This is a genomic window from Ectothiorhodospira sp. PHS-1 (assembly GCF_000225005.1).
Classification (GTDB): domain Bacteria; phylum Pseudomonadota; class Gammaproteobacteria; order Ectothiorhodospirales; family Ectothiorhodospiraceae; genus Ectothiorhodospira.
Genome location: NZ_AGBG01000005.1, coordinates 17,015 through 39,593, shown reverse-complemented (window position 1 = coordinate 39,593; position 22,579 = coordinate 17,015). Strand labels below are relative to the sequence as shown.

The window sequence follows — 22,579 nt, the reverse complement described above, 5'->3', positions numbered from 1 at the left end:
TGTGGCCAGCCAGCCGTCCAGGCCAGAAACCCGTTCTTGTTTGGGAGCCGATGTACTCCTTGGTTGGAACATTATTTAACATAATATACATTATGCGAATTCAGAGGTGCCGTCAGACGAACAGACGAACAGACGAACAAAAGTTCGCGTCGGGGCCATCACCACGCGTCAATCCCGGCACGCCAGGTCGATGCCTTCCATCATCACCTGCGCCAGGAACCGGATCTGCTCCTCGGTGATCACGTACGGCGGCATCAGGTAACTCACGTTGCCCAGCGGTCTGAGCAGCGCGCCGCGCTTGAGGCCATGCCGGTAGATCGCCAGACCACGGCGCTCCTGCCAGGGATACGGTTCGCGGGTGCTCTTGTTTCTCACCATCTCCACCGCCGCGATCATCCCGTGCTGACGCACATCCGCCACGTGGGGATGATCCTTCAACGGCGCCAGGGATTCGGCCATCACCGCGGCCAGCCGTCGATTTCGCCCGATCACGTCATCCCGTTCGAACAGGTCCAGGGTGGCCAAAGCCGCCGTGCAGGCCAGCGGATTGGCGGTATAGGAATGGGAATGCAGAAATGCGGTCAGGCGCGTGTACTCATCATAAAAGGCGTCATAGACCTGATCATGGGTCAGCACCACGGACAGCGGCAGATAGCCCCCGGTCAGCCCCTTGGACAGACACATGAAATCCGGCGAGATACCCGCCTGTTCACAGGCAAACAGGGTCCCGGTCCGGCCGAACCCCACCGCGATCTCGTCGGCGATCAGATGCACACCGTAACGGTCACAGGACTCACGCAACCATTGCAGATACCGGGGGTGATACATGCGCATGCCGCCGGCGCATTGCACCAGGGGCTCGACGATCACCGCACAGGTTTCGTGGGCGTGCCTTGCCAGCGTCGCCTCCATGGCCTCGAACATGCGCTCGGCCACCTGTTCACAATCTTCGCCCGGTTCACGCTCGAAACAGTCCGGACCGGGCACGGTCATGACCTCCATCAGCAACGGCCCATAGGTGGACTTGTACAGAGGCACGTCACCCACCGCCAGCGCCCCCAGGGTTTCTCCGTGATAGCTGTTGGAAAGACAGATGAACCGGGTCTTGTCCTTTTGGCCCCGGTTGAGCCAGTAATGAAAGCTCATCTTCAGGGCGACTTCGACGGCGGCGGACCCGTTGTCGGCGTAGAAGCACCGGCTCAGGCCCGGCGGCGTGATCGCCACCAGACGCTCGGACAAGCGGACCACCGGTTCATGGGTGAAACCGGCCAGGATCACGTGTTCCAGGTCATCCAGCTGCCGGCGGATGGCGGCATTAATATAGGGGTTGGCGTGACCGAACAGGTTCACCCACCAAGAGCTGATGGCATCCAGATAGCGGTTGCCGTCGAAATCCTCCAGCCACACCCCCTCCCCTCGCCGGATTGGCGTCATGGGCAGATGTTCGTGATCCTTCATCTGGGTACAGGGATGCCAGACAACGGCCAGGTCCCTGCGGGTCAGGTCGTGATTGTTCATCATTTTGCTCTCCCTTCAAGATACAAGGAACCTTGCAAAAAAAAGGCTGATCCGGGAAATACCCGAACCAGCCTGAAAGACATGGGAACCGGCCCGCCGATTCTCGTGACTCGACAACCTGAAATTCCGAACTACCGGGTCACCGCCCTCGCCTTCATGGCATTGTACTCATCCTCGAAGAAGAACTTCTCCTCCCCGAAGGCCGGCTTCAGGTGGTTCAGCCAGGTGGCCTTTTCATCATACCGGGCAAAGAACGGACGCTGCACCCAGTCCGGATTACGACCCTGGATGAAGCGCAGCACGAACACCTTCTCCCCCTGGATCTCGGTCACGCCCTGGATCTCCACCTTGCCGGGACCGGCACTCATGGAAGGACCGCGGGCGGTGCGGGCCAGGCCGGATACCTGGGACATGGCATCGCGGTAGATCTCCCAGGCCCGGGCCAGCGGGACCTCGAAATAACAGCGGGCGCCGGTATCCCGTTCACCGAACATGTAGTAAGGCACGATTCCCAGGCGTACCTGGTTGCGCCACATGCGAGCCCAGACTTCGGCATCGTCATTGATATGGGCCAGCAACGGCCCTTGACTGCGGATTTCGGCACCGGTGGCACGCAGTCGGCGGATGGCCTCCCGGGCCACCGGGGTTTCCATCTCCCGCCAGTGGTTGTAATGGGCCATCAGGGCCACGTGCTTGCCCGCCTTCACCAATCGTTCCAGCAACATCAGCAATTCATCGGCATCGGCATCGCTCACGAAACGATGGGGCCAGAAGGTCAGTGCCTTGGTACCGATGCGGATGGTCTGGACATGATCGAATTCCGGCGCCATCAGGGGCTCAAGATACTGGGCCAGATACTTGGTCTTCATGACCATGGGATCACCGCCGGTGACCAGCAGGTCCGTCACTTCCGGATGGGCACGCAGGTAGCCCAGCAGGTCATCACTCTGACTGGAGGCGATACGCAGTTCCTTATCACCCACGAACTGCGCCCAGCGGAAGCAGAAGGTACAGTACGCATGACAGGTCTGACCCTGGGTGGGGAAGAACAGCACCGTTTCCTTGTACTTGTGCTGCAACCCTTCCAGGGGACGGCCATCCAGCATGGGGCGGTTCATCTCCATCTGCCCTGCCGGGTGGGGATTGAGGTCCTGACGCAGCGTCTGCGCCAAGGCAGCAATCTCCGCCCGCTCTGCGCCGCGACGGTGCAATTCGGCCATGCGTTCATAGGCCGCCGGCTCCAACATCTCGCGCTGAGGGAAGGTCAGCTGGTAGATCGGGTCATCGGGTACCTGATCCCAGTCGATCAATTCATCTATGATGTATTCATTGACCCGGAACGGCAGCACGCTGGCCACCACCTTCATCTCGAAACGCTGGGCTTCGGATAGCCGGGCTACCGCGGGGATCTGCTCCAGGGTCCGCTCGGTATAGACCTTGAACGGACGGGCCTTGATCTCTTGCAGTGCTTCGTGTCGGTAAAAATTAAGGACAGAACTCATGACGCCTCCGATACTCTGTGATCAGATCAGACGGAAAATTAATCTGGATCCAGTGGGAAGAACGGGCGCCGCAGGCGTGCCAGCCCTGATCTCCGAAAACGACCGCGCACTATATATTCGGCGGTCACAAGATGGTTGTGGCCAAGATGGCCAAGGGACAAAGAAGAACAACCCTAACAAATCAGGCACGCTCATTGCAAACCCATCCCTGACTCGGCAAGGAGAATCATGCATCCTGAATTCCCCCTCTCTCCCGACCTGATTCATCTCAATCACGCCGCCGTCGGCCCGTGGCCGGTCCGCACGGCCCAGGCGGTGGCCGCCTTCGCCCAGGAAAACACCCTGCATGGGTCCCTGCACTACCCGCGCTGGCTGGCGGTGGAAAAACGGCTGCGCGAACGGCTACAGCGGCTGATCAACGCCTCGGAGACAGAAGACATCGCCCTGCTCAAGAACACCTCGGAAGGGCTCTCCGTGGTGGCTTTCGGGCTGCCTTGGCGTCGCGGGGATAACGTGGTCTGTCCCTTGCAGGAGTTTCCGTCCAACCGGATCGTCTGGCAGGCTTTGGAGTCCCGCTTCGGCGTGGAGGTTCGTCTGGTGGATGTGTCGGTGGCGGATCCGGAGGCGGCGCTGCTGGGCGCCACGAACCGGCGCACCCGTCTGCTGAGCGTGAGCGCCGTGCAATATGCCCGGGGCCTGAGACTGGATCTGGATCGCCTGGGCGCGGCCTGTCGGCATCGGGGGATCTGGTTCTGCGTGGACGCCATCCAGCAACTGGGCGCCCTGCCCCTGGACGTGCAGGCCGCCCAGGTGGACTTTCTTGCCGCCGATGCCCACAAATGGCTGCTCGGACCCGAGGGGATTGCGGTGTTCTACGCCGGCCCCGAGGCCCGCGATGCCTTGAGCCTGAACCAGTACGGCTGGCACATGGTGGAGCACTGCGGTGATTATGACCGGATGGACTGGCATCCCGCCGATTCGGCCCGCCGTTTCGAATGCGGCAGCCCCAACATGCTGGGGATCCATGCCCTGGACGCCAGTCTCTCCCTGTTCGAGGAACTGGGCATGGCCTTCATTGCCGATGCCTTGTCCAGAAACGTCGAATACCTGGTGGATCTGCTCAGATCCGCCAAGTTCGAAATCCATTCACCCCAGGCGCCGGAGCGGCGTTCGGGCATCGTCACCTTCGGGCGCCGGGACATGGACGTGGCACTCAGTCATCGCCGGTTGATGGATGCCGGGGTTCTGTGTGCCCCGCGGGGCGGCGGTATCCGGTTCTCGCCCCATTTCCATACCCGGACCGGTGACCTGGAACGGGCGGTGGAGATGGCCGCGGCCTTCGCCGAGGCGGGATGACGGCCCGCGGTGACGGCTACGTGCAGGGATTGAACAGGCGCCGATAGTTCTGCGCGGTCACGGCGGCCAGGGTTTCCAGACTCTCGCCCCGGACCCCGGCCACGCATTCGGCCACATGCCGAACCAGTGCCGGATGGTTCATCTTGCCCCGGAACGGGGCCGGAGCCAGATAGGGGGCATCCGTCTCTATCAACAGCCGGTCCGCCGGCACCCGCCGTGCCACCTCTCTGAGGGCATCCGCATTGCGGAAGGTGACGATCCCGGAAAAGGAGACGTGAAACCCCAGATCCAGACCGGCTCTGGCCGTGTCCCAGTCCTCGGTGAAACAGTGCAGGACTCCGCCCACATCCCGGGCGCCCTCCTCTCTCAGGATTGCCAGGGTATCCGCACGGGCGTCCCGGGTATGAATGATCAGCGGCTTGCCCACCGCCCTCGCGGCCCGCACATGGACCCGGAACCGCTCCCGCTGCCAGGTCAGGTCCCCTTCGTTGTAGTGGTAATCCAGCCCGGTTTCACCGATGGCCACCACCTCCGGATCGGCGGCCATGGCCGCCAGTGCCTCCTCGTCGGGTTCGAGGCCTTCCCGTGCACTGGGATGCACCCCCACGGAACAGGAGACCTGGGCATAGCGCCCGGCCAGATCCCTGACGGCCTGAAAATTGTTCATGTCGATGCACACGCACAGCATGTGTTCGACACCGGCTTCCGTGGCCGCGGCCATGAGTCGGTCCATGTCGCCGTCGAACCCGCTCAGGTCGATACGATCCAGATGGCAATGGGAGTCAATCAGCATAAAGAGTCGATGGTTGCAAATCGGAAAGAAAAAGGACTTGCCTAAAGAGGCTTACATGGTGTTGGTCAGTCGGTCGGACTGCAGGGCCCCACCCAGCAGACCTTCGATCTTGTTGCGGGCGGCGCCCTTGTCCTGGGCGTTGAACTGCACGCCGATTCCCGGTGTGCGGTTGCCCTGGGCCCTGGGGGGGGTCACCCAGATGACCCGCCCCGCCACCGGAATACGCTCCCGCTCTTCCATCAGGGTCAGGAGCATGAAGACTTCGTCGCCCAGCTTGTAGAGTTTCTGGGTGGGAATGAACAGGCCGCCATTCTTCACATACGGCATATAGGCGGCGTAAAGGGAATGCTTGTCCTTGATCGCCAGGGAAAGTATGCCCTGTCCCGGTGCCATGGTCCCCTCCTTCAGGTCTGTGCCAGATCACGCAGGGTCACCAGTATATCCTCCAGCAACACCTGCGGGTTGATGGGTGTGTCGGCGAGACGGCGCCATTCGCACAATCGCCCCTGGAAATGGAAACAGGCCGCCGGATCCAGTCGTTCCGTCAGGATCTCCAGGGCTTTCGGGGTCGCCACGCCGGATGAACGGTCACCGTCCGCGCCGGTCATGTGCCGGCAAATCCCGTCGGCCATGAGGATCTGCAATCGATCCACCAGCACGTCCAGGGGCGCCTTGTGCCATTGCTCGGACAGTTCCACCACCCCCTTGCGCCCCTGCAGCAGGCCCAGCAGGGCATCCAGTTGGGCACGCCACTGGGGCAGTGCCTCCTGCTCCGCCAATGCCCGGGCGCGCAGCGGCGACCCGTGCCCCAGTGCCAGCAGGGCATCCAGATCCCCCTCGGGTATGTCGGGCATGGCCCCGGCCAGCCAGCGTCGGGCCTCGGGGCGTGAAGGCAGGGCCAGCTTGATCTGCTGACAGCGGCTGCGCACCGTGGCCGGAAGATGGAACGGATGGGCACTGACCAGGATCAGGATGGCGTCACCCGGCGGCTCTTCCAGGGTCTTGAGCAGGCTGTTGGCGGCGTTCTCGGTCATGGCGTCGGCGGGCCACAGGATGGCCATGCGACAGGGGCCATGACTGCGGCTCAGGGACATGAAATCTCCCAGTGCCCGGATCTGGTCCACCAGGATGCGGGTCTTGTCCTCCGGGATGGTCACGTCCGTCAGATCGGGATGCGCACCGGCCTGCCACATGCGGCAGCCATGACAATGGCCGCAGGCCGCCCCCCGGGCCAGGGGCGACTCACACTGGATGGCCTGGCAGAAGGCCCGGGCCAGGGCCAGCTTGCCGGTCCCCGCGGGCCCCGTGAACAGCCAACCGTGGGGCAGGCGTCCCGAACGCCGCCGTTCCAGCAGCGCACACCACGCTTCCTCCAACCAGGGAAAGGGGGCGCCGCTCATGGGGTCCCGGATACCGGGTGGGCCAGCAGGTCATCGATCCGGGCCAGCAGATCGGCCCGTACCCGGGCCAGATCTCCCCCGGCATCCACCACGGCATAGCGCGTCGGTGACCGATTGACGCGCTCGTGATAGACCGCCCTCACCCGCTCGAAAAAATCGACGGCTTCCTGTTCGAACCGGTCCGCTTCCCCCCGCTTGCCGGCCCGCGCCAGGCCGGTGGCGACATCCGCATCCAGCAGGATGGTCAGATCCGGCCGGACGGCCCCCTGTACCCAATCCTCCAGGGCGGCAATGCGCTCCACCGGGATCCCCCGCCCACCACCCTGATAAGCATAGGTGGCGTCGGTGAAACGGTCACTGACCACCCAGGTGCCCGCATCCAGCGCCGGCAGAATAAAGTGACGCAGATGCTCGGCTCGGGCGGCAAACATGAGCAGCAGTTCCGTATCCCCGTGCATGGGCGGAAAGTCGCGGGAAAGCAGCAGGCCGCGGATGGCCTCTCCCAGTGGGGTGCCGCCGGGTTCTCGAGTGCTCACGGCGGTAATCCCCCGCGCCTGCAGATGGGCCACCACGGCACTCAGGTGGGTGGATTTGCCCACCCCCTCGATCCCTTCAAGGCAGATGAAGCGCCCTCGCCTTTCGGCAGCGGCAGATGGACTGGTCAAAACGTGGGTATTCCTGTTCGTCAGCGCCCGTAACGGCTGGCATCGCCGCCGAGCTGGTACTGGATCACGGCCCGCCGGTGCTCCTGGTAGGTCGTGGAGAAATGATGACTGCCATCCCCCCGGGACACGAAGAACAGGGCCCGGGATTCCGCCGGATTCACCGCCGCATGCAGGGCGGCGGCGCCAGGCAGTGCGATGGGCGTGGGTGGCAGGCCGTCGCGGGTGTACGTATTGTAAGGGTTGTCGGCCCGCAGATCCCGTCGCCGGATGCGGCCATCGAAGTTTTCGATGCCGTAGATCACGGTGGGGTCGGTCTGCAGACGCATGCCCCGGCGCAGGCGCTCGTTGAACACGGCGGAGACCAGGGTACGCTCATCGGCCCGCCCGGTCTCCTTCTCCACGATCGAGGCCATGATCAGTGCCTCGTACTCGTCCTTCAGGGGCAGGTCCTCGGCGCGGTTTTCCCAGGCCCGGGCCAGTTCCTGGCGCATGCGCTGATGGGCAATGCGCAGGATGTCCATGTCCGTGGTGTACCGAGGAAAGAGATAGGTATCCGGAAAGAACCAGCCCTCCGGATGCTCACCCGGACGGCCCAGATGAGCCATCACATTCATGTACTCATCCTCTGCCAGGGTGTTCCTGATTTTCTCGTGGGCGGAGATGGCCCGCATCATCTGCAGGAAGGTCCAGCCTTCCGGGATGGTGAGGCTGTACTGGATGGTGCGGCCACGGATAAACAGGGCCAGCAGGTCCTCCGGTGTCAGTCCGGGGTGAATCAGGTATTCCCCGGCCCGGATGCCCTGATCCTGTTCCGACAATCGCCCATGGATCTCCCAGTAATGGGGCTTGCTGATGATCCCGGCCGCCGCCAGTTCCTGCCCCACCCGGCGCAGGGATGCCCCGGCGGGCACCTGAAACTCAGTGGCGTCGGCAAGATTGACCGGCGTCTGCAGGAAACGATGATAGTCCCATGCCAGCCAGCCGGCGATGATCAGCGGGAGCAGAAGGACAACAAGCAGAAGACGTCGCATCACGGGAATCGGCAGTGGCTCATGTGTTCCAGGGTCAGAACAGGATTGTCGTTCCCCGGCATCCCATGGGCAAGCCCTGATTGTCTGCCCGCGTCATGGATCCTGTGTGTCCAACTGCTGCTGGAGCCGTCTTACCAGGTCCGGCACCGGCAGGGTTTGCCCTTCCAGGCAGCGCACCGGCCAGATTCCGATCAGGGTGTTGCAGAGGAACAGGCCCTCCGCCCGGAACAGATCATCCGGGTAGAGCCCGGTCTGGCCGCAGGTAATCCCCATCCCGGCGGCGATGTCCATGATCCGTGACCGGGTGATGCCGGCCACACCGCACTGATCCAGCGACGGCGTCAGCAACATGCCGTCGCGGACCAGGAAAAGATTGCTCATGGTACCCTCGACCACCCGCCCTTCTCCGTCCAGCATCAGGCCTTCCTGATACTCATCTTCCCATTCCGAGCGGGCCAGCACCTGTTCCAGACGGTTGAGATGCTTGATCCCGGCCAGGGCCGGATTGGAGGACAGGCGCATCCGGCAGATCCTGGCCCGCACGCCGTCCCGACGCCAGGCGGAAGGCATGTCCGGGAGCGGGCTCCCCACCAGGATGCGGGTCGGGGAAGGAGACGCGGGGGGACGGTATCCCCGAGGACCGGGACCGCGGGTGACCATCAGCTTGAGCACCCCCTCGGGGTGGCTGGCCGCGATACGCCCCGCCTCCGTTTCCAGCACGGCGGCATCCGGCGCGGCAAACCCCAGCCGACGGCACCCCTCCCGCAGGCGCTCAAGATGGCGCTGCCAGTGGGACGGATGGCCCTGCCGGATGCGCAGGGTCTCGAACAGACCGTCACCGTACTGCAGGCCCCGGTCATTGAGCGGCAACACGGAGGCCGATCGGCCATTGACGAGCATCATCTCGGATCCCCGATTCCGACGGCGCCACTGGCGCCGGAAACGCAGAAGGCCGCCGGGCAATCACGCACCCGGCGGCCTTCCGGCAGTCCTGGGACTGAGGGGCTCAGATCTTGCTGAACACCAGGGTCCCGTTGGTCCCACCAAACCCGAAGGAGTTGGACATGGCCACGCTGCCCTTGAACTCGCGGGCCGTATTCGGCACGTAGTCCAGGTCGCACTCGGGTTCCGGGTTGTCCAGGTTGATGGTGGGCGGCAGCACCCCTTCGGCCAGGGCCAGGGCGGAAAACACCGCTTCAATGCCACCGGCGGCACCCAGGAGATGACCGGTCATGGACTTGGTGGAACTCACCGCCACCTTGTAGGCGTGATCCCCCAGGGCGCGCTTGACGGCCATGGTCTCGGCCTTGTCGCCAGCCGGGGTGGAGGTGCCGTGGGCATTGATATAGTCCACCTGATCCGGATTGAGGCCCGCATCCTTGAGCGCCTGCAGCATGCAGGCGGCCGCGCCTTCACCGCCGGTGGAAGGCTGGGTCATGTGGAAGGCATCGGAGTTCCAGCCGAAGCCGGACAGCTCGCAATAGATACGGGCGCCGCGCGCCTTGGCGTGCTCGTACTCTTCCAGTACCAGGACGCCGGCACCGTCGCCCAGGACGAAGCCGTCGCGATCCTTGTCCCAGGGGCGGCTGGCCCGTTCCGGATCATCATTGCGGGTGGACAGGGCGCGGGCTGCCGCAAAGCCGCCGATGCCCAGGGGGGTGGTGGCCATTTCGGCGCCACCGGCGACCATGACGTCCACTTCGCCGTACTTGATCATGCGTGCCGCGTCACCGATGTTGTGGGTACCGGTGGCACAAGCGGACACGATGGAGATGTTGGGGCCCTTGAGGCCGTACATGATGGAGAGATTCCCCGCCACCATGTTGATGATGGCGCTGGGCACGAAAAAGGGAGAGATCTTGCGGGCACCGCCCTTGAGGAAGGCATCGTAGCTCTTCTCGATGTAGGGCAGACCGCCGATGCCGGAACCGATGGCCACGCCGATGCGCTCGGCATTGTCCTCGGTGACTTCCAGGCCGGCGTCACGGATGGCCTGAATGCCGGCGGCCATGCCGTAGTGGACGAAGGTGTCCATCTTGCGCTGTTCCTTGGGCGAGATGTAATCGTCCGCGTTGAAGTCCCGGACGGCACCGGAGATGCGCACGGGCATCTGGGAAGCGTCAAAGACATCAATGGGAGTGATGCCGCTACGACCCGCAGTGACATTGTCCCATGCGGTTTTGATGGTGGACCCGACCGGCGAGACGATGCCAAGACCGGTGATGACTACGCGCCGTTTAGACAATGCTACTGCCCCTTTTCCACGCTCGGGCGTGAAACCTTAAAGTTCGACTCTAACCTGTGTGAGGCACCCGCGACCGTGATCAGGGGACTGGTCGCGGTCGCGGGTGTTGAGCATGATCCTCTTGAACCAGGGATCAGGCGTTCGGCAGGTGCTCGTTGATGTAGTCGATAGCCTGCTGAACGGTGGTGATCTTCTCGGCTTCCTCGTCGGGAATTTCGGTTTCGAATTCCTCTTCGAGGGCCATCACCAGCTCGACGGTGTCCAGAGAATCCGCGCCGAGGTCGTCGACGAAGGAAGCGGCATTGGTCACCTCTTCTTCCTTCACTCCGAGTTGTTCGACGACGATTTTCTTGACGCGTTCTTCAATGTTGCTCATGGTTAGCCTATCCCCTTGATTTGAAAAGCAGCCGAAGCTGGGCCGCTATTGTAGTGAAATCCCTTCGGTCGATCCACTGTGCTGATGCACACGGGACGGAAAAACCCGCCCGGCATCGACCCTTCTCTTCCATCCACCTTACAGAACAAGGCTCCCCTCCCCGCCATTCGGGAGAAAGAAGCCGTGTCTTCAGCCCATGAACATCCCGCCGTTCACGTGCAACGTCTCCCCGGTGACGTAGGCTGCACCAGGAGAGGCCAGGAAGGCAACCGCCTGGGCGATTTCTTCCGGCGCCCCCAGGCGACCCAGCGGGATCTGGGTCAACAGGGCCTCGCGCTGGGCCTCGGGCAGGTCCTTGGTCATGTCGGTGTCGATGAATCCCGGCGCCACGGTATTGACCGTGATACCGCGGGAACCGACCTCGCGGGCCAGGGAGCGGGTGAAACCCAGCAGCCCGGCCTTGGCCGCGGCGTAATTGGTCTGGCCGGCGTTACCGGAAGAACCCACCACCGAGCCGACGTTGATGATGCGCCCCTTGCGGGCCTTCATCATGCCGCGCAGCACGGCCTTGCTCACCCGGTACACCGCCGTGAGATTGGTCTGGATGATGGCATCCCACTCCTCGTCCTTCATGCGCATGAGGAGATTGTCACGGGTAATGCCGGCATTGTTCACCAGAATGGTGACCCCGCCGAACTCGTCACCGACGGCCTTGATCACCGCATCCACGTCGTCGGGCCGGGTCACGTCCAGCATCATGCCCCGTCCCCGGGCGCCGGCCTCGGCCAGGTAGGTGGAGATGGCCTGGGCACCGCCCTCGCTGGTGGCGGTACCCACCACGGTGGCGCCTTGGCGGGCCAGGGTCAGGGCGATGGCCTTGCCGATACCGCGGCTGGCACCGGTGACGAGCGCGATTTCACCTTCAAGAGTCATGCGGGGTCCTCGTTATGATGGGGGGACTGGCGGCGGATCAGGATGTACCCAGGGCCAGTGCCTGAGCCAGGCTGTCCGGGTCCTGCACGCAGGCCACGGTCAGTGACTTGTCAATACGCTTGTTCAGGCCGGTGAGCACCTTGCCGGGGCCCAACTCCAGCACGGTGGTGACACCGTCCGCAGCCATGGCCTGCACGGTCTCCACCCAGCGCACCGGTCGATGGATCTGGGCCGCCAGGGCCGCCCGGATCACGTCCGGCTCGGCATGGGAGGCCACATCCACATTGTGGATCACACGGATGGCGGGGGTGCCCACGCGCACGGATTCCAGACGCACGTGCATGTTGCTGGCCGCGCTCTTGAGCAGGGAGCAGTGGGAAGGCACGCTCACCGGCAGTTTCACGCTGCGCTTGGCGCCGGCTTCTCCGGCCAGGGCGATGGCCCGCTCCACGGCCGCCGTCTCACCGGCGATGACCACCTGCCCCGGGGCGTTGTAGTTGACGGCCTCCACCACCCCGGCGGCGGCCGCCTCGCGACAGACGGTCCTGACCTGCTCGTCGTCCAGACCGAGGATCGCCGCCATGGCGCCCTCGCCCGCCGGTACCGCGTTTTGCATCAGACGCCCGCGCTCGGCCACCAGACGCACGGCGGCGTCGAAGTCCAGGGCATCGGCGCAGACCAGGGCGGTGTATTCACCCAGGCTGTGCCCCGCCATGACCACCGGCTCGCTGCCGCCCTGTGCCGTCCATGCCCGCCACACGGCCACACCGGCCGCCAGCATGGCCGGCTGGGTATTCTCGGTCCGGTTCAGATCGTCGGCCGGGCCTTCCTGGGTCAGGGCCCACAGGTCCAGTCCGAGGACGTCCGAAGCCTCCTGAAAGGTCTCGCGGACCTGGGGGAAGGCCTCCGCCAGGGCGGCGAGCATGCCCAGCGACTGGGAGCCTTGGCCTGGAAACACACATGCGAGTTTCATTGGCGCAAATTCCTTGAAAGCGTCAGGGTTAGGGCGGCTAGTTTAGGCAAAGCCGATACCTTGGGGCAATCATCTGCAAATTTCGGCAAAGAATCCCCCTTCCGGTGCTTGTTTTATGCGCCCGGTTGTTGATAATTACGCCTTCGCTGCTCAAACCCCGATACAGGCGTATGCCGAAAGAAGATCACATTGAGATGGAAGGCACGGTGCTGGACAACCTGCCCAACACCATGTTTCGCGTCGAACTGGACAATGGCCACGTGGTCACCGCTCACATATCCGGTCGGATGCGCAAGCACTACATCCGCATCCTGCGCGGCGACCGGGTCACGGTACAGATGACCCCCTACGATCTGACCAAGGGCCGGATCGTCTACCGCAACAAGTAAGACCGGACCGGTTCCTGACCTCAAAAGCAGGAAAGGCCGCACTCCCTTGGGGAATGCGGCCCTTTTCCCGTTGCCGCCTTTGCGCCGGACACAACGGGATCATCGGTGCGCCTCAGTGCACGGCTTCCTCGACAAAATCCAGGCGCAGTTCTGCGTCCCTGACGCACACATGGACCTCGCCGCCCCCGGCCAGACGGCCGAACAGGATCTCCTCCGCCAGGGGTTTCTTGATCCGGTCCTGGATCACCCGACCCATGGGCCGGGCACCCATCTTCGGATCGTAACCGTGTTCGGCCAGCCAGGCACGGGCCTCGTCGTCCACCAGCAGGGCCACCTTCTTCTCGTCCAGCTGGGCCTGAAGCTGGGTCAGGAACTTGTCCACCACGCTGGCAATGGTCACCGGGTCAAGCGGCTTGAACTGGATGATGGCATCCAGACGGTTACGGAACTCCGGCGTGAAGGTACGCTTGAGCACTTCCATGGCATCGCTGGAATGATCCTGCTGGGTGAAGCCCATGGACGGCCGGCTGGACACCTCGGCGCCCACGTTGCTGGTCATCACCAGGATCACGTTGCGGAAATCCACCTTGCGGCCGTTGGTATCCGTCAGGGTGCCATGGTCCATCACCTGCAGCAGCAGGTTGAACACGTCCGGATGGGCCTTCTCCACCTCATCCAGCAGCAGCACCGCATGGGGTTGCTTGAGGATAGCCCCGGTCAGTAGGCCGCCTTCGTCGTAGCCCACATAGCCGGGCGGCGCTCCGATCAGACGGGACACCGTATGCCGCTCCATGTACTCGGACATGTCAAAGCGGACCAGCTCGATGCCCAGGATCTGGGACAACTGACGGGTGACTTCCGTCTTGCCCACCCCGGTGGGGCCGGCGAACAGGAAGGAACCGATGGGCTTGTCCCGATCCCCCAGACCCGAGCGGGCCATCTTGATGGCGGCCGCCAGGGTCTGGATGGGCTCGTCCTGGCCGAACACCACCATCTTGAGGTTGCGTTCCAGGTTCTTGAGGGTCTCCATGTCGGAGGCGGACACGCTCTTGGGCGGGATGCGGGCGATCTTGGCGACGATGTTCTCCACATCCTGCACCGAGATGGTCTTCTTGCGCTGACTGGCCGGCAGCAGGCGCCGGTTGGCGCCCGCCTCGTCAATCACGTCGATGGCCTTGTCCGGCAGATGGCGGTCGGTGATGTAGCGGCTGGAGAGTTCCGCCGCCGCCCGCAGGGCCTTGGTGGTATAGCGCACGTCGTGGTGAGACTCGAAGCGGGACTTGAGCCCCTTGAGAATTTCGTAGGTCTCGTCCACCGTGGGTTCGTTGACGTCGATCTTCTGGAATCGACGGGCCAGGGCCCGGTCCTTCTCGAAAATGCCCCGGTATTCCTGATAGGTGGTGGAGCCGATGCACTTGAGCTCCCCGGAGGCCAGCATGGGCTTGATCAGGTTGGAAGCATCCATGACCCCGCCGGAAGCGGCGCCGGCGCCGATGATGGTATGGATCTCGTCGATGAAGAGCACCGCCCCCTTCTGCCGTCGCAACTGGGACAACACCCCCTTGAGACGCTTTTCAAAGTCCCCCCGATACTTGGTGCCGGCCACCAGGGCCCCAAGATCCAGGGAATAGATCACCGCATCCTGCAGCACCTCGGGGACCTCGCCATCCACGATCTTCTTGGCAAGACCCTCGGCGATGGCGGTCTTGCCCACCCCCGCCTCCCCCACGTACAGGGGATTGTTCTTGCGGCGACGGCACAGGATCTGCACCGTGCGCTCCAGTTCATGGGCGCGCCCGATCAAGGGATCGATCTTGCCCTTGCGCGCCTGTTCGTTGAGATTGGTGGCGAAACTCTCCAGGGGATTCTTGCGGGCGGCCTCGTCCGCGTCCTGGGCCTCGCCGGCGGCACCGGAGGCACTTTCGTCCTCCTGCTGCTCGTCCGGAACCTTTGAAATCCCGTGAGAGATGTAGTTCACCACGTCCAGCCGGGCCAGATCATGCTGGCCGAGCAGGTAGACCGCGTGGGACTCCTGCTCGCCGAAAATGGCCACCAGCACATTGGCGCCGGTGACCTCCTTGCGGCCGGATGATTGCACATGGAACACCGCCCGCTGCAGCACCCGCTGAAAGCCCAATGTGGGCTGGGTATCCCGCGGATCCTTCATGGGCAGCCTGGGGGTATTGGCATCCACGAATTCCTCGAGCTCCTTGCGCAGGGATTCGATGTTGACCCCACAGGCCCTCAGCACCGTGGCGGCGGTCGGGTTGTCCGTGAGGGCGAGCAACAGATGCTCCACCGTCATGAACTCGTGACGTTTCTCGCGCGCGGCCTTGAAGGCCATGTTCAGTGAAAACTCGAGTTCTTTGTTCAGCATGGTCGCGTACCCGCTAGGCCTCTTCCATCGCGCAGAGCAATGGATGCTGGTGTTCCCGTGAATAGTCGTTGACCTGAGCCACCTTGGTTTCGGCGATATCCCGAGTATAGATGCCGCACACCCCTTTGCCGCGAGTGTGCACGTGGAGCATGACCCGGGTGGCCTTCTCGCGATCCATCGCGAAGAAGACCTCCAGGACCTGCACCACGAACTCCATTGGAGTGTAGTCGTCGTTGAGCAGTACCACCTTGTACTGAGGCGGCTGCTTGAGCCGGGGTTTCGCCGGCTCGACGACCAGCCCGTGGTCGGATTGATGCTTGTGTTCGTCTCCCATAATGTCGGATCAATCAATGGTCGATTCAGTTCCCGGCAAATTACATGTGCGCCACGATGTTCTCGCCAAACTCCGAGCAGGAAAGCTCGGTGGCGCTGTCGATGGCACGGGCGAAGTCGTAGGTCACACGGCCGGAGCTGATGGCGCCGGAGAGGCCCTTGACGATGAGGTCCGCGGCTTCCACCCAGCCCAGATGACGCAGCATCATCTCGGCGGACAGGACCAGGGAGCCGGGGTTCACCTTATCCAGACCCGCATACTTGGGCGCGGTTCCGTGGGTGGCCTCGAACATGGCCACGGTGTCGGACAGATTGGCCCCCGGGGCAATGCCGATGCCGCCCACCTGGGCCGCCAGGGCGTCTGAGATGTAGTCGCCGTTGAGGTTCATGGTGGCGATCACGCTGTAGTCTTCCGGGCGCAGCAGGATCTGCTGCAGGAAGTTGTCGGCGATGACGTCCTTGATGATGATTTCCTTGCCGTTCCTGGGATTGGTCAGACGGCACCAGGGGCCGCCGTCGATCTCGGTGGCACCGAACTCCTGCATCGCCAGCTCATAGCCCCAGTTCTTGAAGGCCCCTTCGGTGAACTTCATGATGTTGCCCTTGTGCACCAGGGTCACGGAGCTACGGTCGTTCTCGATGGCATACTGGATGGCCTTGCGGACCAGACGCTTGGTGCCGTCCTCGGACACGGGCTTGACGCCGATACCGCTGGTTTCCGGGAAGCGGATCTTGGTGACACCCATGGTGTTGACCAGAAAATCCACCATCTTTTTCGCCTCGGGGCTGCCCGCGGCCCATTCGATACCGGCATAGATGTCTTCGGAGTTTTCCCGGAAGATCACCATGTCGGTCTTCTCCGGGTTCTTCAGGGGGCTGGGGGTGCCGTTATAGTAGCGTACCGGACGCTGGCAGACGTACAGGTCCATCTCCTGACGCAGGGCCACGTTCAGGGAACGGATGCCACCGCCGACGGGAGTGGTGAGGGGACCCTTGATGGACACCACGAAGTCGCGCACGGCCTCCATGGTCTCCCGGGGCAGCCAGTTGTCGCCGCCGTAGACCCGGGTGGCCTTCTCGCCTGCAAAGACCTCCATCCAGGCAATCTTGCGTTCACCGCCGTAGGCCTTTTCCACCGCCGCGTCCACCACCCGTTGCATGACCGGGGTGATGTCCACGCCGATGCCGTCGCCCTCGATGAAGGGGATGATCGGATGGTTGGGGACATTCAGGGAGAAGTCTTCATTGGCGGTGATCTTGACGCCTTCTGCGGGGACTTTGATATGTTGGTATGCCATGGGCACTCCCTTGTGGTATTGAAGTTGTTGTAAAGGATTTTGGTGGGATTATACACGGCCTCGGGATGTGCCACAGAGCGGGAGTCGGACCGGCGGATGGCTGCCCCGTCCACCCGGCTCCATCATGTACACTGTTGCGGTCAGAGTCCCCCTGCCTGGATTCCCGTATTCGCGGGGATGACGGAGTTTGGCATCATCATCACCGAGGAACCCCTTGAACATGGTATGGACCCCACGCGTCACCGTCGCCGCCGTCGTCGAACGGGACGGCCGATTCCTGCTGGTGGAAGAACGGGAACAGGGCCGCAGCGTCTACAATCAGCCCGCCGGACACCTGGAGGAAGACGAGGACCTGATCGCCGCCGCTGTCCGGGAGACCCTGGAGGAAACCGGCTGCCGCCTTACCCCCCAGGCCCTGGTGGGCGTCTACCGCTGGAAACATGCACCCACGGGGCTGACGTTCATCCGCGTGGCCGTCACCGGTGACGTCTCGGAGCCGGTGCCCGGTCAGGTTCGGGATCCGGACATCCTGGACACCCACTGGATCGACCGCGAACACCTGGCGGCCCATCCAGACAGCCTGCGCACCCCGCTGGTGCTGCGCTGCATCGATGATTATCTGGCCGGTCGACGTTATCCCCTCGACCTGCTGGTGGACATGCCGTCATGAATCTCCCCCGTGCCAAACGCGTCATCGTCGGCATGTCCGGCGGTGTGGACTCCTCCGTTTCCGCCCTCCTGCTGATGGAACAGGGCTACCGGGTGGAAGGCCTGTTCATGAAGAACTGGGAAGACGACGACGAACCCGGCTACTGTTCCGCCGCCACCGACCTGGCGGATGCCAAATCCGTGTGCGCCGAACTGGAAATCCCCCTGCACAAGGTCAACTTCACCAAGGAATACTGGGACCGGGTGTTCGCCCACTTCCTGCAGGAATACCGCCTGGGCCGCACCCCCAACCCGGACATCCTGTGCAACCGGGAAATCAAGTTCCGCGCCTTCCTGGACTATGCCCTGGACAAGGGAGCCGACCTCATCGCCACGGGTCATTACGCCCGGGTGGATGCACTGGACGGGCGCTTCCGACTGCTGCAGGGGCTGGATGCCGGCAAGGACCAGTCCTACTTCCTCCATGCCCTGGGTCAGCCGGCCCTGTCCCGCACCCTCTTCCCCCTGGGCGAACTGGAAAAGACCCGGGTCCGGGCGATTGCCGCCCGGGCAGGATTCGAGAACCACGCCAAGAAGGACAGCACCGGCATCTGTTTCATCGGAGAACGGCGTTTCCGGGACTTTCTCATGCGCTACCTCCCGGCCCAACCCGGCCCCATCGTCAGCACCGACGGACAGGCACTGGGCGAACATCAGGGACTGATGTACTACACCCCCGGCCAACGCCAGGGCCTGGGCATCGGCGGAGTCCATGGCGCGGCGGAAAACCCCTGGTATGTGGTGGACAAGGACATGGCCCGCAACCGCCTGATCGTGGCCCAGGGCCATGACCACCCTGCCCTGCATGCCGGCGGCCTGGTGGCCACCGAGGTGAACTGGATCGCGGGCAAGGCCCCGGAAATGCCCCTGCACTGTCAGGCCAAGATCCGCTACCGGCAGGCCCATCAGGATTGCCGGGTGGAACCGATGCCGGATGAACCCGGCGCCCTTCACGTGCGCTTCCAACACCGGCAGCGGGCGGTGGCACCGGGGCAGTCGGTGGTGTTCTACCACGGGGCGGAGTGCCTGGGAGGCGGCATCATCGCCCGCAAGGACACGGACGCCCGGATACCGCCAATCGGGTTATAGTTAGCCCCCGACTCCACCCAAGCCCTATAGACGGAAAACGACCCGTGGAAGCTTCACACCGCAACCGAGCCCTGGCCCTGGCCGCCATGTTCCAATCCGCCGGACTGGTCAAGGACGTGGCCTGGCGTGGCCAGTGCGATGCCGCGCAACTGGAAACCATGATCCGCAGCCTGTTTGCCTTCGAGGCAGGGACCCTTGATGAGGTCTACGGTGGCGCGGTCAATCTGCGCCGGGGGCTGCGCACGTTGGTGGAACAGGTTCAGGCCAATTCCCCCCAGGTGGACGGCGAGATCTCCCGCTATGTGATCAATATGCTCTATCTGGAGCGCAAGCTGATGAAGCAGCCGGACATGATCCGGACCCTGCGGGACGGGATCGAGGTGGCGGCTCACCAGAGCGAGTCCTTCGGCATCCTGCACGAGAACATCATGTCCCGTCTGGGCCAGACCTATCAGAACACCATCAGCGAACTGGGCCCACGCATCATCGTGCAGGGAGAGCAGAACCACCTGGGCAATCCGCACAATGCGGCGCGCATCCGCGCCCTGCTCCTGGCGGGCATCCGGGCGGCGGTCCTGTGGCGTCAGGCGGGGGGATCGAGGTGGAAGTTGATTTTCGGGCGCAACGCCATGCTGGCGGAGGCGCGTTTCATGCTCGAGGAGACCGCGGAGGCCTCCTGAGCGGATCGTTTCTAAAAAGCCCCTCCCCCCTTGCGGGAGAGGGGCTAGGGTGAGGGGTATAACCCCTACGCCGCCACCACCGGAATCACCTTCCGGGCCGCTTCCTCATACTCCGGCAACTGATCGAAGTTGAGGTAACGGTAGACCTCGGCGGCCATGGTGTTCAGGCCGGCGGCCTGCTCCATGTACTCCTCCACCGTGGGCAGGCGTCCCAGCACGGCGGCCACCGCCGCCAGCTCCGCGGAGGCCAGGTAGACATCGGCCCCATCCCCCAGACGGTTGGGGAAGTTGCGGGTGGAGGTGGACACCACCTTGGCACCGGGGGCCACCCGGGCCTGATTGCCCATGCACAGGGAGCAGCCGGGCATTTCGGTACGGGCGCCGGCCCGACCATAGATGCCGTAGTAGCCCTCTTCCGTCAGCTGACGCTGATCCATGCGGGTGGGCGGAGACAGCCACAGACGGGTGGGCATCTGGCCCTGGAATTTCTCCAGCAGCTTGCCGGCGGCACGGAAGTGACCGATGTTGGTCATGCAGGAACCGATGAACACCTCGTCGATCTTGCCGCCGGCCACTTCCGACAGCAGACGGGCGTCGTCAGGATCATTCGGGGCACAGAGGATGGGCTCCTTGATCTGGTTCAGATCGATCTCGATCACCGCCGCATACTCGGCGTCCGCGTCGGCCCGCATCAGACTGGGGTTGGCCAGCCACTCTTCCATGGCCTTGGCACGACGCTCCAGGGTCCGGGCATCGCCGTAACCGTTGGCGATCATCCAGCGCAGCATGGTGACGTTGGAGCGCAGGTATTCGGCCACCCGCGCTTCGGACAGGGCGATGGTGCAGCCGCCGGCGGAACGCTCGGCGGAGGCGTCGGACAGTTCGAACGCCTGCTCCACCGTCAGGTCGTCCAGCCCCTCGATCTCCAGAATGCGGCCGGAGAAGATGTTCTTCTTGCCCTTCTTCTCCACCGTCAGCAGACCCTGCTGGATGGCCGCATGGGGAATGGCGTGGACCAGGTCGCGCAGGGTGATGCCGGGCTGACGCTCACCTTTGAAACGCACCAGGACCGACTCGGGCATGTCCAGGGGCATCACGCCGGTGGCGGCGGCAAAGGCCACCAGACCGGAACCGGCCGGGAAGGAGATGCCGATGGGGAAACGGGTGTGGGAGTCACCGCCGGTACCCACGGTATCGGGCAGCAGCATGCGGTTCAGCCAGGAATGGATGATGCCGTCGCCCGGACGCAGGGAGACACCGCCCCGGTTCATGATGAAGTCCGGCAGGGTGTGATGGGTCTGCACGTCCACCGGCTTGGGATAGGCGGCGGTGTGGCAGAAGGACTGCATCACCAGATCGGCCTGGAAGCCCAGGCAGGCCAAATCCTTGAGCTCGTCCCGGGTCATGGGGCCGGTGGTGTCCTGGGAACCCACGGTGGTCATGCGGGGCTCGCAGTAGGTGCCGGGGCGAATGCCGGCCACGCCGCAGGCCTTGCCCACCATCTTCTGGGCCAGGGTGAACCCCTTGCCGCTGTCCACCGGGGCCTGGGGCCGCTTGAACACATCGGAGGCCGGCAGGTTCAAGGCCTGGCGGGCACGGTCGGTCAGGCCGCGACCGATGATCAGGGGGATGCGGCCACCGGCGCGGACCTCGTCCAGCATCACCGGGGAGCGCAGTTCGAAGGTGGTGATCACCTCGTCGCTGTCGTGGCGGCAGACCTTGCCGTCGTGGGGATAGATGTCCACCACGTCCCCCATGTTCAGATGGGTCACATCCAGTTCGATAGGCAGGGCGCCGGCATCTTCCATGGTGTTGAAGAAGATGGGGGCGATCTTGCCGCCCAGGCAGACGCCACCGAAGCGCTTGTTGGGTACGTAGGGGATGTCATCGCCGATGTACCACAGCACCGAATTGGTGGCGGACTTGCGGGAGGAACCGGTGCCCATCACGTCACCCACCAGGGCGACCGGGTGGCCCTTCTGCTTGAGTGCCTCGATCTGGTCCTGGGCGTTGGTGATGCCTTCACGGGGCATCTTGTACATGGCCTTGGCGTGAAGGGGGATGTCCGGACGGCTCCAGGCATCCGGAGCCGGGGACAGGTCGTCGGTGTTGGTCTCGCCCGGGACCTTGAAAATGGTCACGGTCATCTTTTCCGGCACGGCCGGCCGGCTCAGGAACCACTCGGCATCGGCCCAGGACTGCATCACGGCCTGAGCGTGGCCGTTACCGGCCTTGGCACGTTCTTCCACGTCGTGGAAGGCATCGAACATGAGCAAGGTGTGCTTGAGTTCCTTGGCGGCGACAGGGGCCAGTTCGGCGTCATCCAGCAGTTCCACCAGGGTGGAGATGTTGTAACCGCCCTGCATGGTGCCCAGCAGTTCCACGGCGCGGGTGCGATCGATCAGGGGGGAGCTGGCCTCGCCCTTGGCCACGGCGGACAGGAAGCCGGCCTTCACATAGGCCGCCTCGTCCACGCCCGGGGGCACGCGATGGGTGATGAGGTCCAGCAGGAAGGCTTCCTCGCCGGCGGGCGGGTTCTTCAACAGTTCCACCAGCTGGGCGGTCATCTCCGCATCCAGGGGTTTGGGCACCACCCCTTCCGCGGCACGTTCCTGGACATGTTGGCGATAGGCTTCAAGCACGTGTGTGATCCTCTTTAACGCCCCGGTTGCCCGGGGAGGGATGAAATATCCCTTATGATCAATCTGTTATTTTGATAGACAGGGTTATTGCGCGGCAGCATTCTAAACCACCTGAAGGGTGACAGACCAGAAATGCCTGATGCGAGGGTGTGCCATACTCACTTGGTGACTTTTGCAGAACTGACGACTCTACAATGCCAAACTCCGTCATTCCCGCGAACGCGGGAATCCACTCAGGAAAACTCGGAAACCCTGGACTCCCGCTTTTTCG

General features: G+C 63.6%; 21 protein-coding genes. 5 read left to right on the top strand and 16 right to left on the bottom strand.

Features of this window, described 5'->3' with window-relative positions:
• Positions 1–168: 168 nt before the first annotated feature.
• Positions 169–1,518: an adenosylmethionine--8-amino-7-oxononanoate transaminase gene (locus tag ECTPHS_RS03255; RefSeq protein WP_040405010.1), complete on the bottom strand. Its 1,350-nt coding sequence runs from the start codon at positions 1,516–1,518 to the stop codon at positions 169–171.
• A gap of 131 nt (positions 1,519–1,649) precedes the next feature.
• Positions 1,650–3,020, bottom strand: a complete 1,371-nt coding sequence (locus ECTPHS_RS03250; protein WP_008931250.1) for a KamA family radical SAM protein — start codon at positions 3,018–3,020, stop codon at positions 1,650–1,652.
• Positions 3,021–3,248: 228 nt separating this feature from the next.
• Here ECTPHS_RS03250 and ECTPHS_RS03245 point away from each other — a divergent pair, with 228 nt between their 5' ends.
• Positions 3,249–4,376: an aminotransferase class V-fold PLP-dependent enzyme gene (locus ECTPHS_RS03245; protein WP_008931249.1), complete on the top strand. Its 1,128-nt coding sequence runs from the start codon at positions 3,249–3,251 to the stop codon at positions 4,374–4,376.
• Positions 4,377–4,392: 16 nt separating this feature from the next.
• On the opposite strand, the gene ECTPHS_RS03240 is transcribed toward ECTPHS_RS03245, so the two are convergent.
• The 10 genes from ECTPHS_RS03240 to fabD form a co-directional block, all read right to left on the bottom strand.
• The gene (locus tag ECTPHS_RS03240) at positions 4,393–5,169 is read right to left on the bottom strand and encodes a TatD family hydrolase (protein ID WP_008931248.1); all 777 of its coding nucleotides are present in this window, start codon (positions 5,167–5,169) and stop codon (positions 4,393–4,395) included.
• 51 nt (positions 5,170–5,220) lie between these two features.
• Positions 5,221–5,562, bottom strand: coding sequence for a PilZ domain-containing protein (locus ECTPHS_RS03235; RefSeq protein ID WP_008931247.1), 342 nt, complete (start codon positions 5,560–5,562; stop codon positions 5,221–5,223).
• A gap of 11 nt (positions 5,563–5,573) precedes the next feature.
• A complete protein-coding gene (gene holB / locus ECTPHS_RS03230; protein WP_008931246.1) occupies positions 5,574–6,569 on the bottom strand; it encodes a DNA polymerase III subunit delta' in 996 nt (331 codons plus the stop codon).
• The gene (gene tmk / locus ECTPHS_RS03225; RefSeq protein ID WP_040404984.1) at positions 6,566–7,234 is read right to left on the bottom strand and encodes a dTMP kinase; all 669 of its coding nucleotides are present in this window, start codon (positions 7,232–7,234) and stop codon (positions 6,566–6,568) included. Before tmk ends, holB begins: the two co-directional genes overlap by 4 nt.
• 20 nt (positions 7,235–7,254) lie before the next feature.
• The gene (mltG, locus tag ECTPHS_RS03220) at positions 7,255–8,265 is read right to left on the bottom strand and encodes an endolytic transglycosylase MltG (protein ID WP_008931244.1); all 1,011 of its coding nucleotides are present in this window, start codon (positions 8,263–8,265) and stop codon (positions 7,255–7,257) included.
• Between the two features lie 93 nt (positions 8,266–8,358).
• Positions 8,359–9,168, bottom strand: coding sequence for an aminodeoxychorismate lyase (pabC, locus tag ECTPHS_RS03215; RefSeq protein WP_008931243.1), 810 nt, complete (start codon positions 9,166–9,168; stop codon positions 8,359–8,361).
• Between the two features lie 103 nt (positions 9,169–9,271).
• Positions 9,272–10,510: a beta-ketoacyl-ACP synthase II gene (gene fabF / locus ECTPHS_RS03210; RefSeq protein ID WP_008931242.1), complete on the bottom strand. Its 1,239-nt coding sequence runs from the start codon at positions 10,508–10,510 to the stop codon at positions 9,272–9,274.
• Between the two features lie 133 nt (positions 10,511–10,643).
• Positions 10,644–10,886 carry an acyl carrier protein gene (acpP, locus tag ECTPHS_RS03205; RefSeq protein WP_008931241.1) on the bottom strand — a complete coding sequence of 81 codons (243 nt, stop codon included), beginning with the start codon at positions 10,884–10,886 and terminating at the stop codon, positions 10,644–10,646.
• 189 nt (positions 10,887–11,075) lie between these two features.
• Positions 11,076–11,819, bottom strand: coding sequence for a 3-oxoacyl-ACP reductase FabG (fabG, locus tag ECTPHS_RS03200; RefSeq protein WP_008931240.1), 744 nt, complete (start codon positions 11,817–11,819; stop codon positions 11,076–11,078).
• A 37-nt stretch (positions 11,820–11,856) separates the two neighbouring features.
• On the bottom strand, positions 11,857–12,792 hold the full coding sequence (gene fabD / locus ECTPHS_RS03195) for an ACP S-malonyltransferase (protein ID WP_008931239.1): 936 nt from the start codon (positions 12,790–12,792) through the stop codon (positions 11,857–11,859).
• A 170-nt stretch (positions 12,793–12,962) separates the two neighbouring features.
• On the opposite strand from fabD, the gene infA reads away from it, so the two are divergent.
• Entirely contained in the window at positions 12,963–13,181 is a 219-nt protein-coding gene (gene infA, locus ECTPHS_RS03190) for a translation initiation factor IF-1 (RefSeq protein ID WP_008931238.1), read from the top strand.
• A gap of 112 nt (positions 13,182–13,293) precedes the next feature.
• Here the strand turns inward: infA and clpA are convergent, their stop codons facing one another.
• Genes clpA through icd form a run of 3 tightly spaced genes read right to left on the bottom strand, consistent with a single transcriptional unit; the run spans position 13,294 to position 17,189 of the window.
• On the bottom strand, positions 13,294–15,525 hold the full coding sequence (gene clpA, locus ECTPHS_RS03185) for an ATP-dependent Clp protease ATP-binding subunit ClpA (protein ID WP_371200057.1): 2,232 nt from the start codon (positions 15,523–15,525) through the stop codon (positions 13,294–13,296).
• 46 nt (positions 15,526–15,571) lie between these two features.
• Positions 15,572–15,892, bottom strand: coding sequence for an ATP-dependent Clp protease adapter ClpS (gene clpS / locus ECTPHS_RS03180; protein WP_008931236.1), 321 nt, complete (start codon positions 15,890–15,892; stop codon positions 15,572–15,574).
• A 40-nt stretch (positions 15,893–15,932) separates the two neighbouring features.
• Positions 15,933–17,189 (bottom strand): NADP-dependent isocitrate dehydrogenase, encoded by a 1,257-nt coding sequence (icd, locus tag ECTPHS_RS03175; RefSeq protein WP_008931235.1) that lies wholly within the window; start codon positions 17,187–17,189, stop codon positions 15,933–15,935.
• Between the two features lie 220 nt (positions 17,190–17,409).
• Between icd and ECTPHS_RS03170 the strand changes: the two genes are divergently transcribed.
• The 3 genes from ECTPHS_RS03170 to hflD are packed head-to-tail and all read left to right on the top strand — an operon-like array spanning position 17,410 to position 19,666.
• A complete protein-coding gene (locus ECTPHS_RS03170; protein ID WP_008931234.1) occupies positions 17,410–17,859 on the top strand; it encodes an NUDIX hydrolase in 450 nt (149 codons plus the stop codon).
• Complete coding sequence (gene mnmA / locus ECTPHS_RS03165) at positions 17,856–18,986, top strand: tRNA 2-thiouridine(34) synthase MnmA (RefSeq protein ID WP_008931233.1); 1,131 nt, start codon at positions 17,856–17,858, stop codon at positions 18,984–18,986. The genes ECTPHS_RS03170 and mnmA overlap by 4 nt, the downstream gene beginning before the upstream one ends.
• Before the next feature lie 44 nt (positions 18,987–19,030).
• A complete protein-coding gene (gene hflD, locus ECTPHS_RS03160; protein WP_008931232.1) occupies positions 19,031–19,666 on the top strand; it encodes a high frequency lysogenization protein HflD in 636 nt (211 codons plus the stop codon).
• 65 nt (positions 19,667–19,731) lie between these two features.
• Here hflD and acnB read toward each other — a convergent pair whose 3' ends face one another.
• A complete protein-coding gene (gene acnB, locus ECTPHS_RS03155) occupies positions 19,732–22,308 on the bottom strand; it encodes a bifunctional aconitate hydratase 2/2-methylisocitrate dehydratase (protein ID WP_008931231.1) in 2,577 nt (858 codons plus the stop codon).
• Positions 22,309–22,579: the final 271 nt, after the last annotated feature.

Bases quoted from the DNA above. Each gene is read 5' to 3' on its own strand.
- ECTPHS_RS03255 (WP_040405010.1), bottom strand. From the start codon at position 1,518: ATGAACAATCACGACCTGACCCGCAGGGACCTGGCCGTTGTCTGGCAT.
- ECTPHS_RS03250 (WP_008931250.1), bottom strand. From the start codon at position 3,020: ATGAGTTCTGTCCTTAATTTTTACCGACACGAAGCACTGCAAGAGATC.
- ECTPHS_RS03245 (WP_008931249.1), top strand. From the start codon at position 3,249: ATGCATCCTGAATTCCCCCTCTCTCCCGACCTGATTCATCTCAATCAC.
- ECTPHS_RS03240 (WP_008931248.1), bottom strand. From the start codon at position 5,169: ATGCTGATTGACTCCCATTGCCATCTGGATCGTATCGACCTGAGCGGG.
- ECTPHS_RS03235 (WP_008931247.1), bottom strand. From the start codon at position 5,562: ATGGCACCGGGACAGGGCATACTTTCCCTGGCGATCAAGGACAAGCAT.
- holB (WP_008931246.1), bottom strand. From the start codon at position 6,569: ATGAGCGGCGCCCCCTTTCCCTGGTTGGAGGAAGCGTGGTGTGCGCTG.
- mltG (WP_008931244.1), bottom strand. From the start codon at position 8,265: ATGCGACGTCTTCTGCTTGTTGTCCTTCTGCTCCCGCTGATCATCGCC.
- pabC (WP_008931243.1), bottom strand. From the start codon at position 9,168: ATGATGCTCGTCAATGGCCGATCGGCCTCCGTGTTGCCGCTCAATGAC.
- acpP (WP_008931241.1), bottom strand. From the start codon at position 10,886: ATGAGCAACATTGAAGAACGCGTCAAGAAAATCGTCGTCGAACAACTC.
- fabG (WP_008931240.1), bottom strand. From the start codon at position 11,819: ATGACTCTTGAAGGTGAAATCGCGCTCGTCACCGGTGCCAGCCGCGGT.
- fabD (WP_008931239.1), bottom strand. From the start codon at position 12,792: ATGAAACTCGCATGTGTGTTTCCAGGCCAAGGCTCCCAGTCGCTGGGC.
- infA (WP_008931238.1), top strand. From the start codon at position 12,963: ATGCCGAAAGAAGATCACATTGAGATGGAAGGCACGGTGCTGGACAAC.
- clpA (WP_371200057.1), bottom strand. From the start codon at position 15,525: ATGGCCTTCAAGGCCGCGCGCGAGAAACGTCACGAGTTCATGACGGTG.
- clpS (WP_008931236.1), bottom strand. From the start codon at position 15,892: ATGGGAGACGAACACAAGCATCAATCCGACCACGGGCTGGTCGTCGAG.
- icd (WP_008931235.1), bottom strand. From the start codon at position 17,189: ATGGCATACCAACATATCAAAGTCCCCGCAGAAGGCGTCAAGATCACC.
- ECTPHS_RS03170 (WP_008931234.1), top strand. From the start codon at position 17,410: ATGGTATGGACCCCACGCGTCACCGTCGCCGCCGTCGTCGAACGGGAC.
- mnmA (WP_008931233.1), top strand. From the start codon at position 17,856: ATGAATCTCCCCCGTGCCAAACGCGTCATCGTCGGCATGTCCGGCGGT.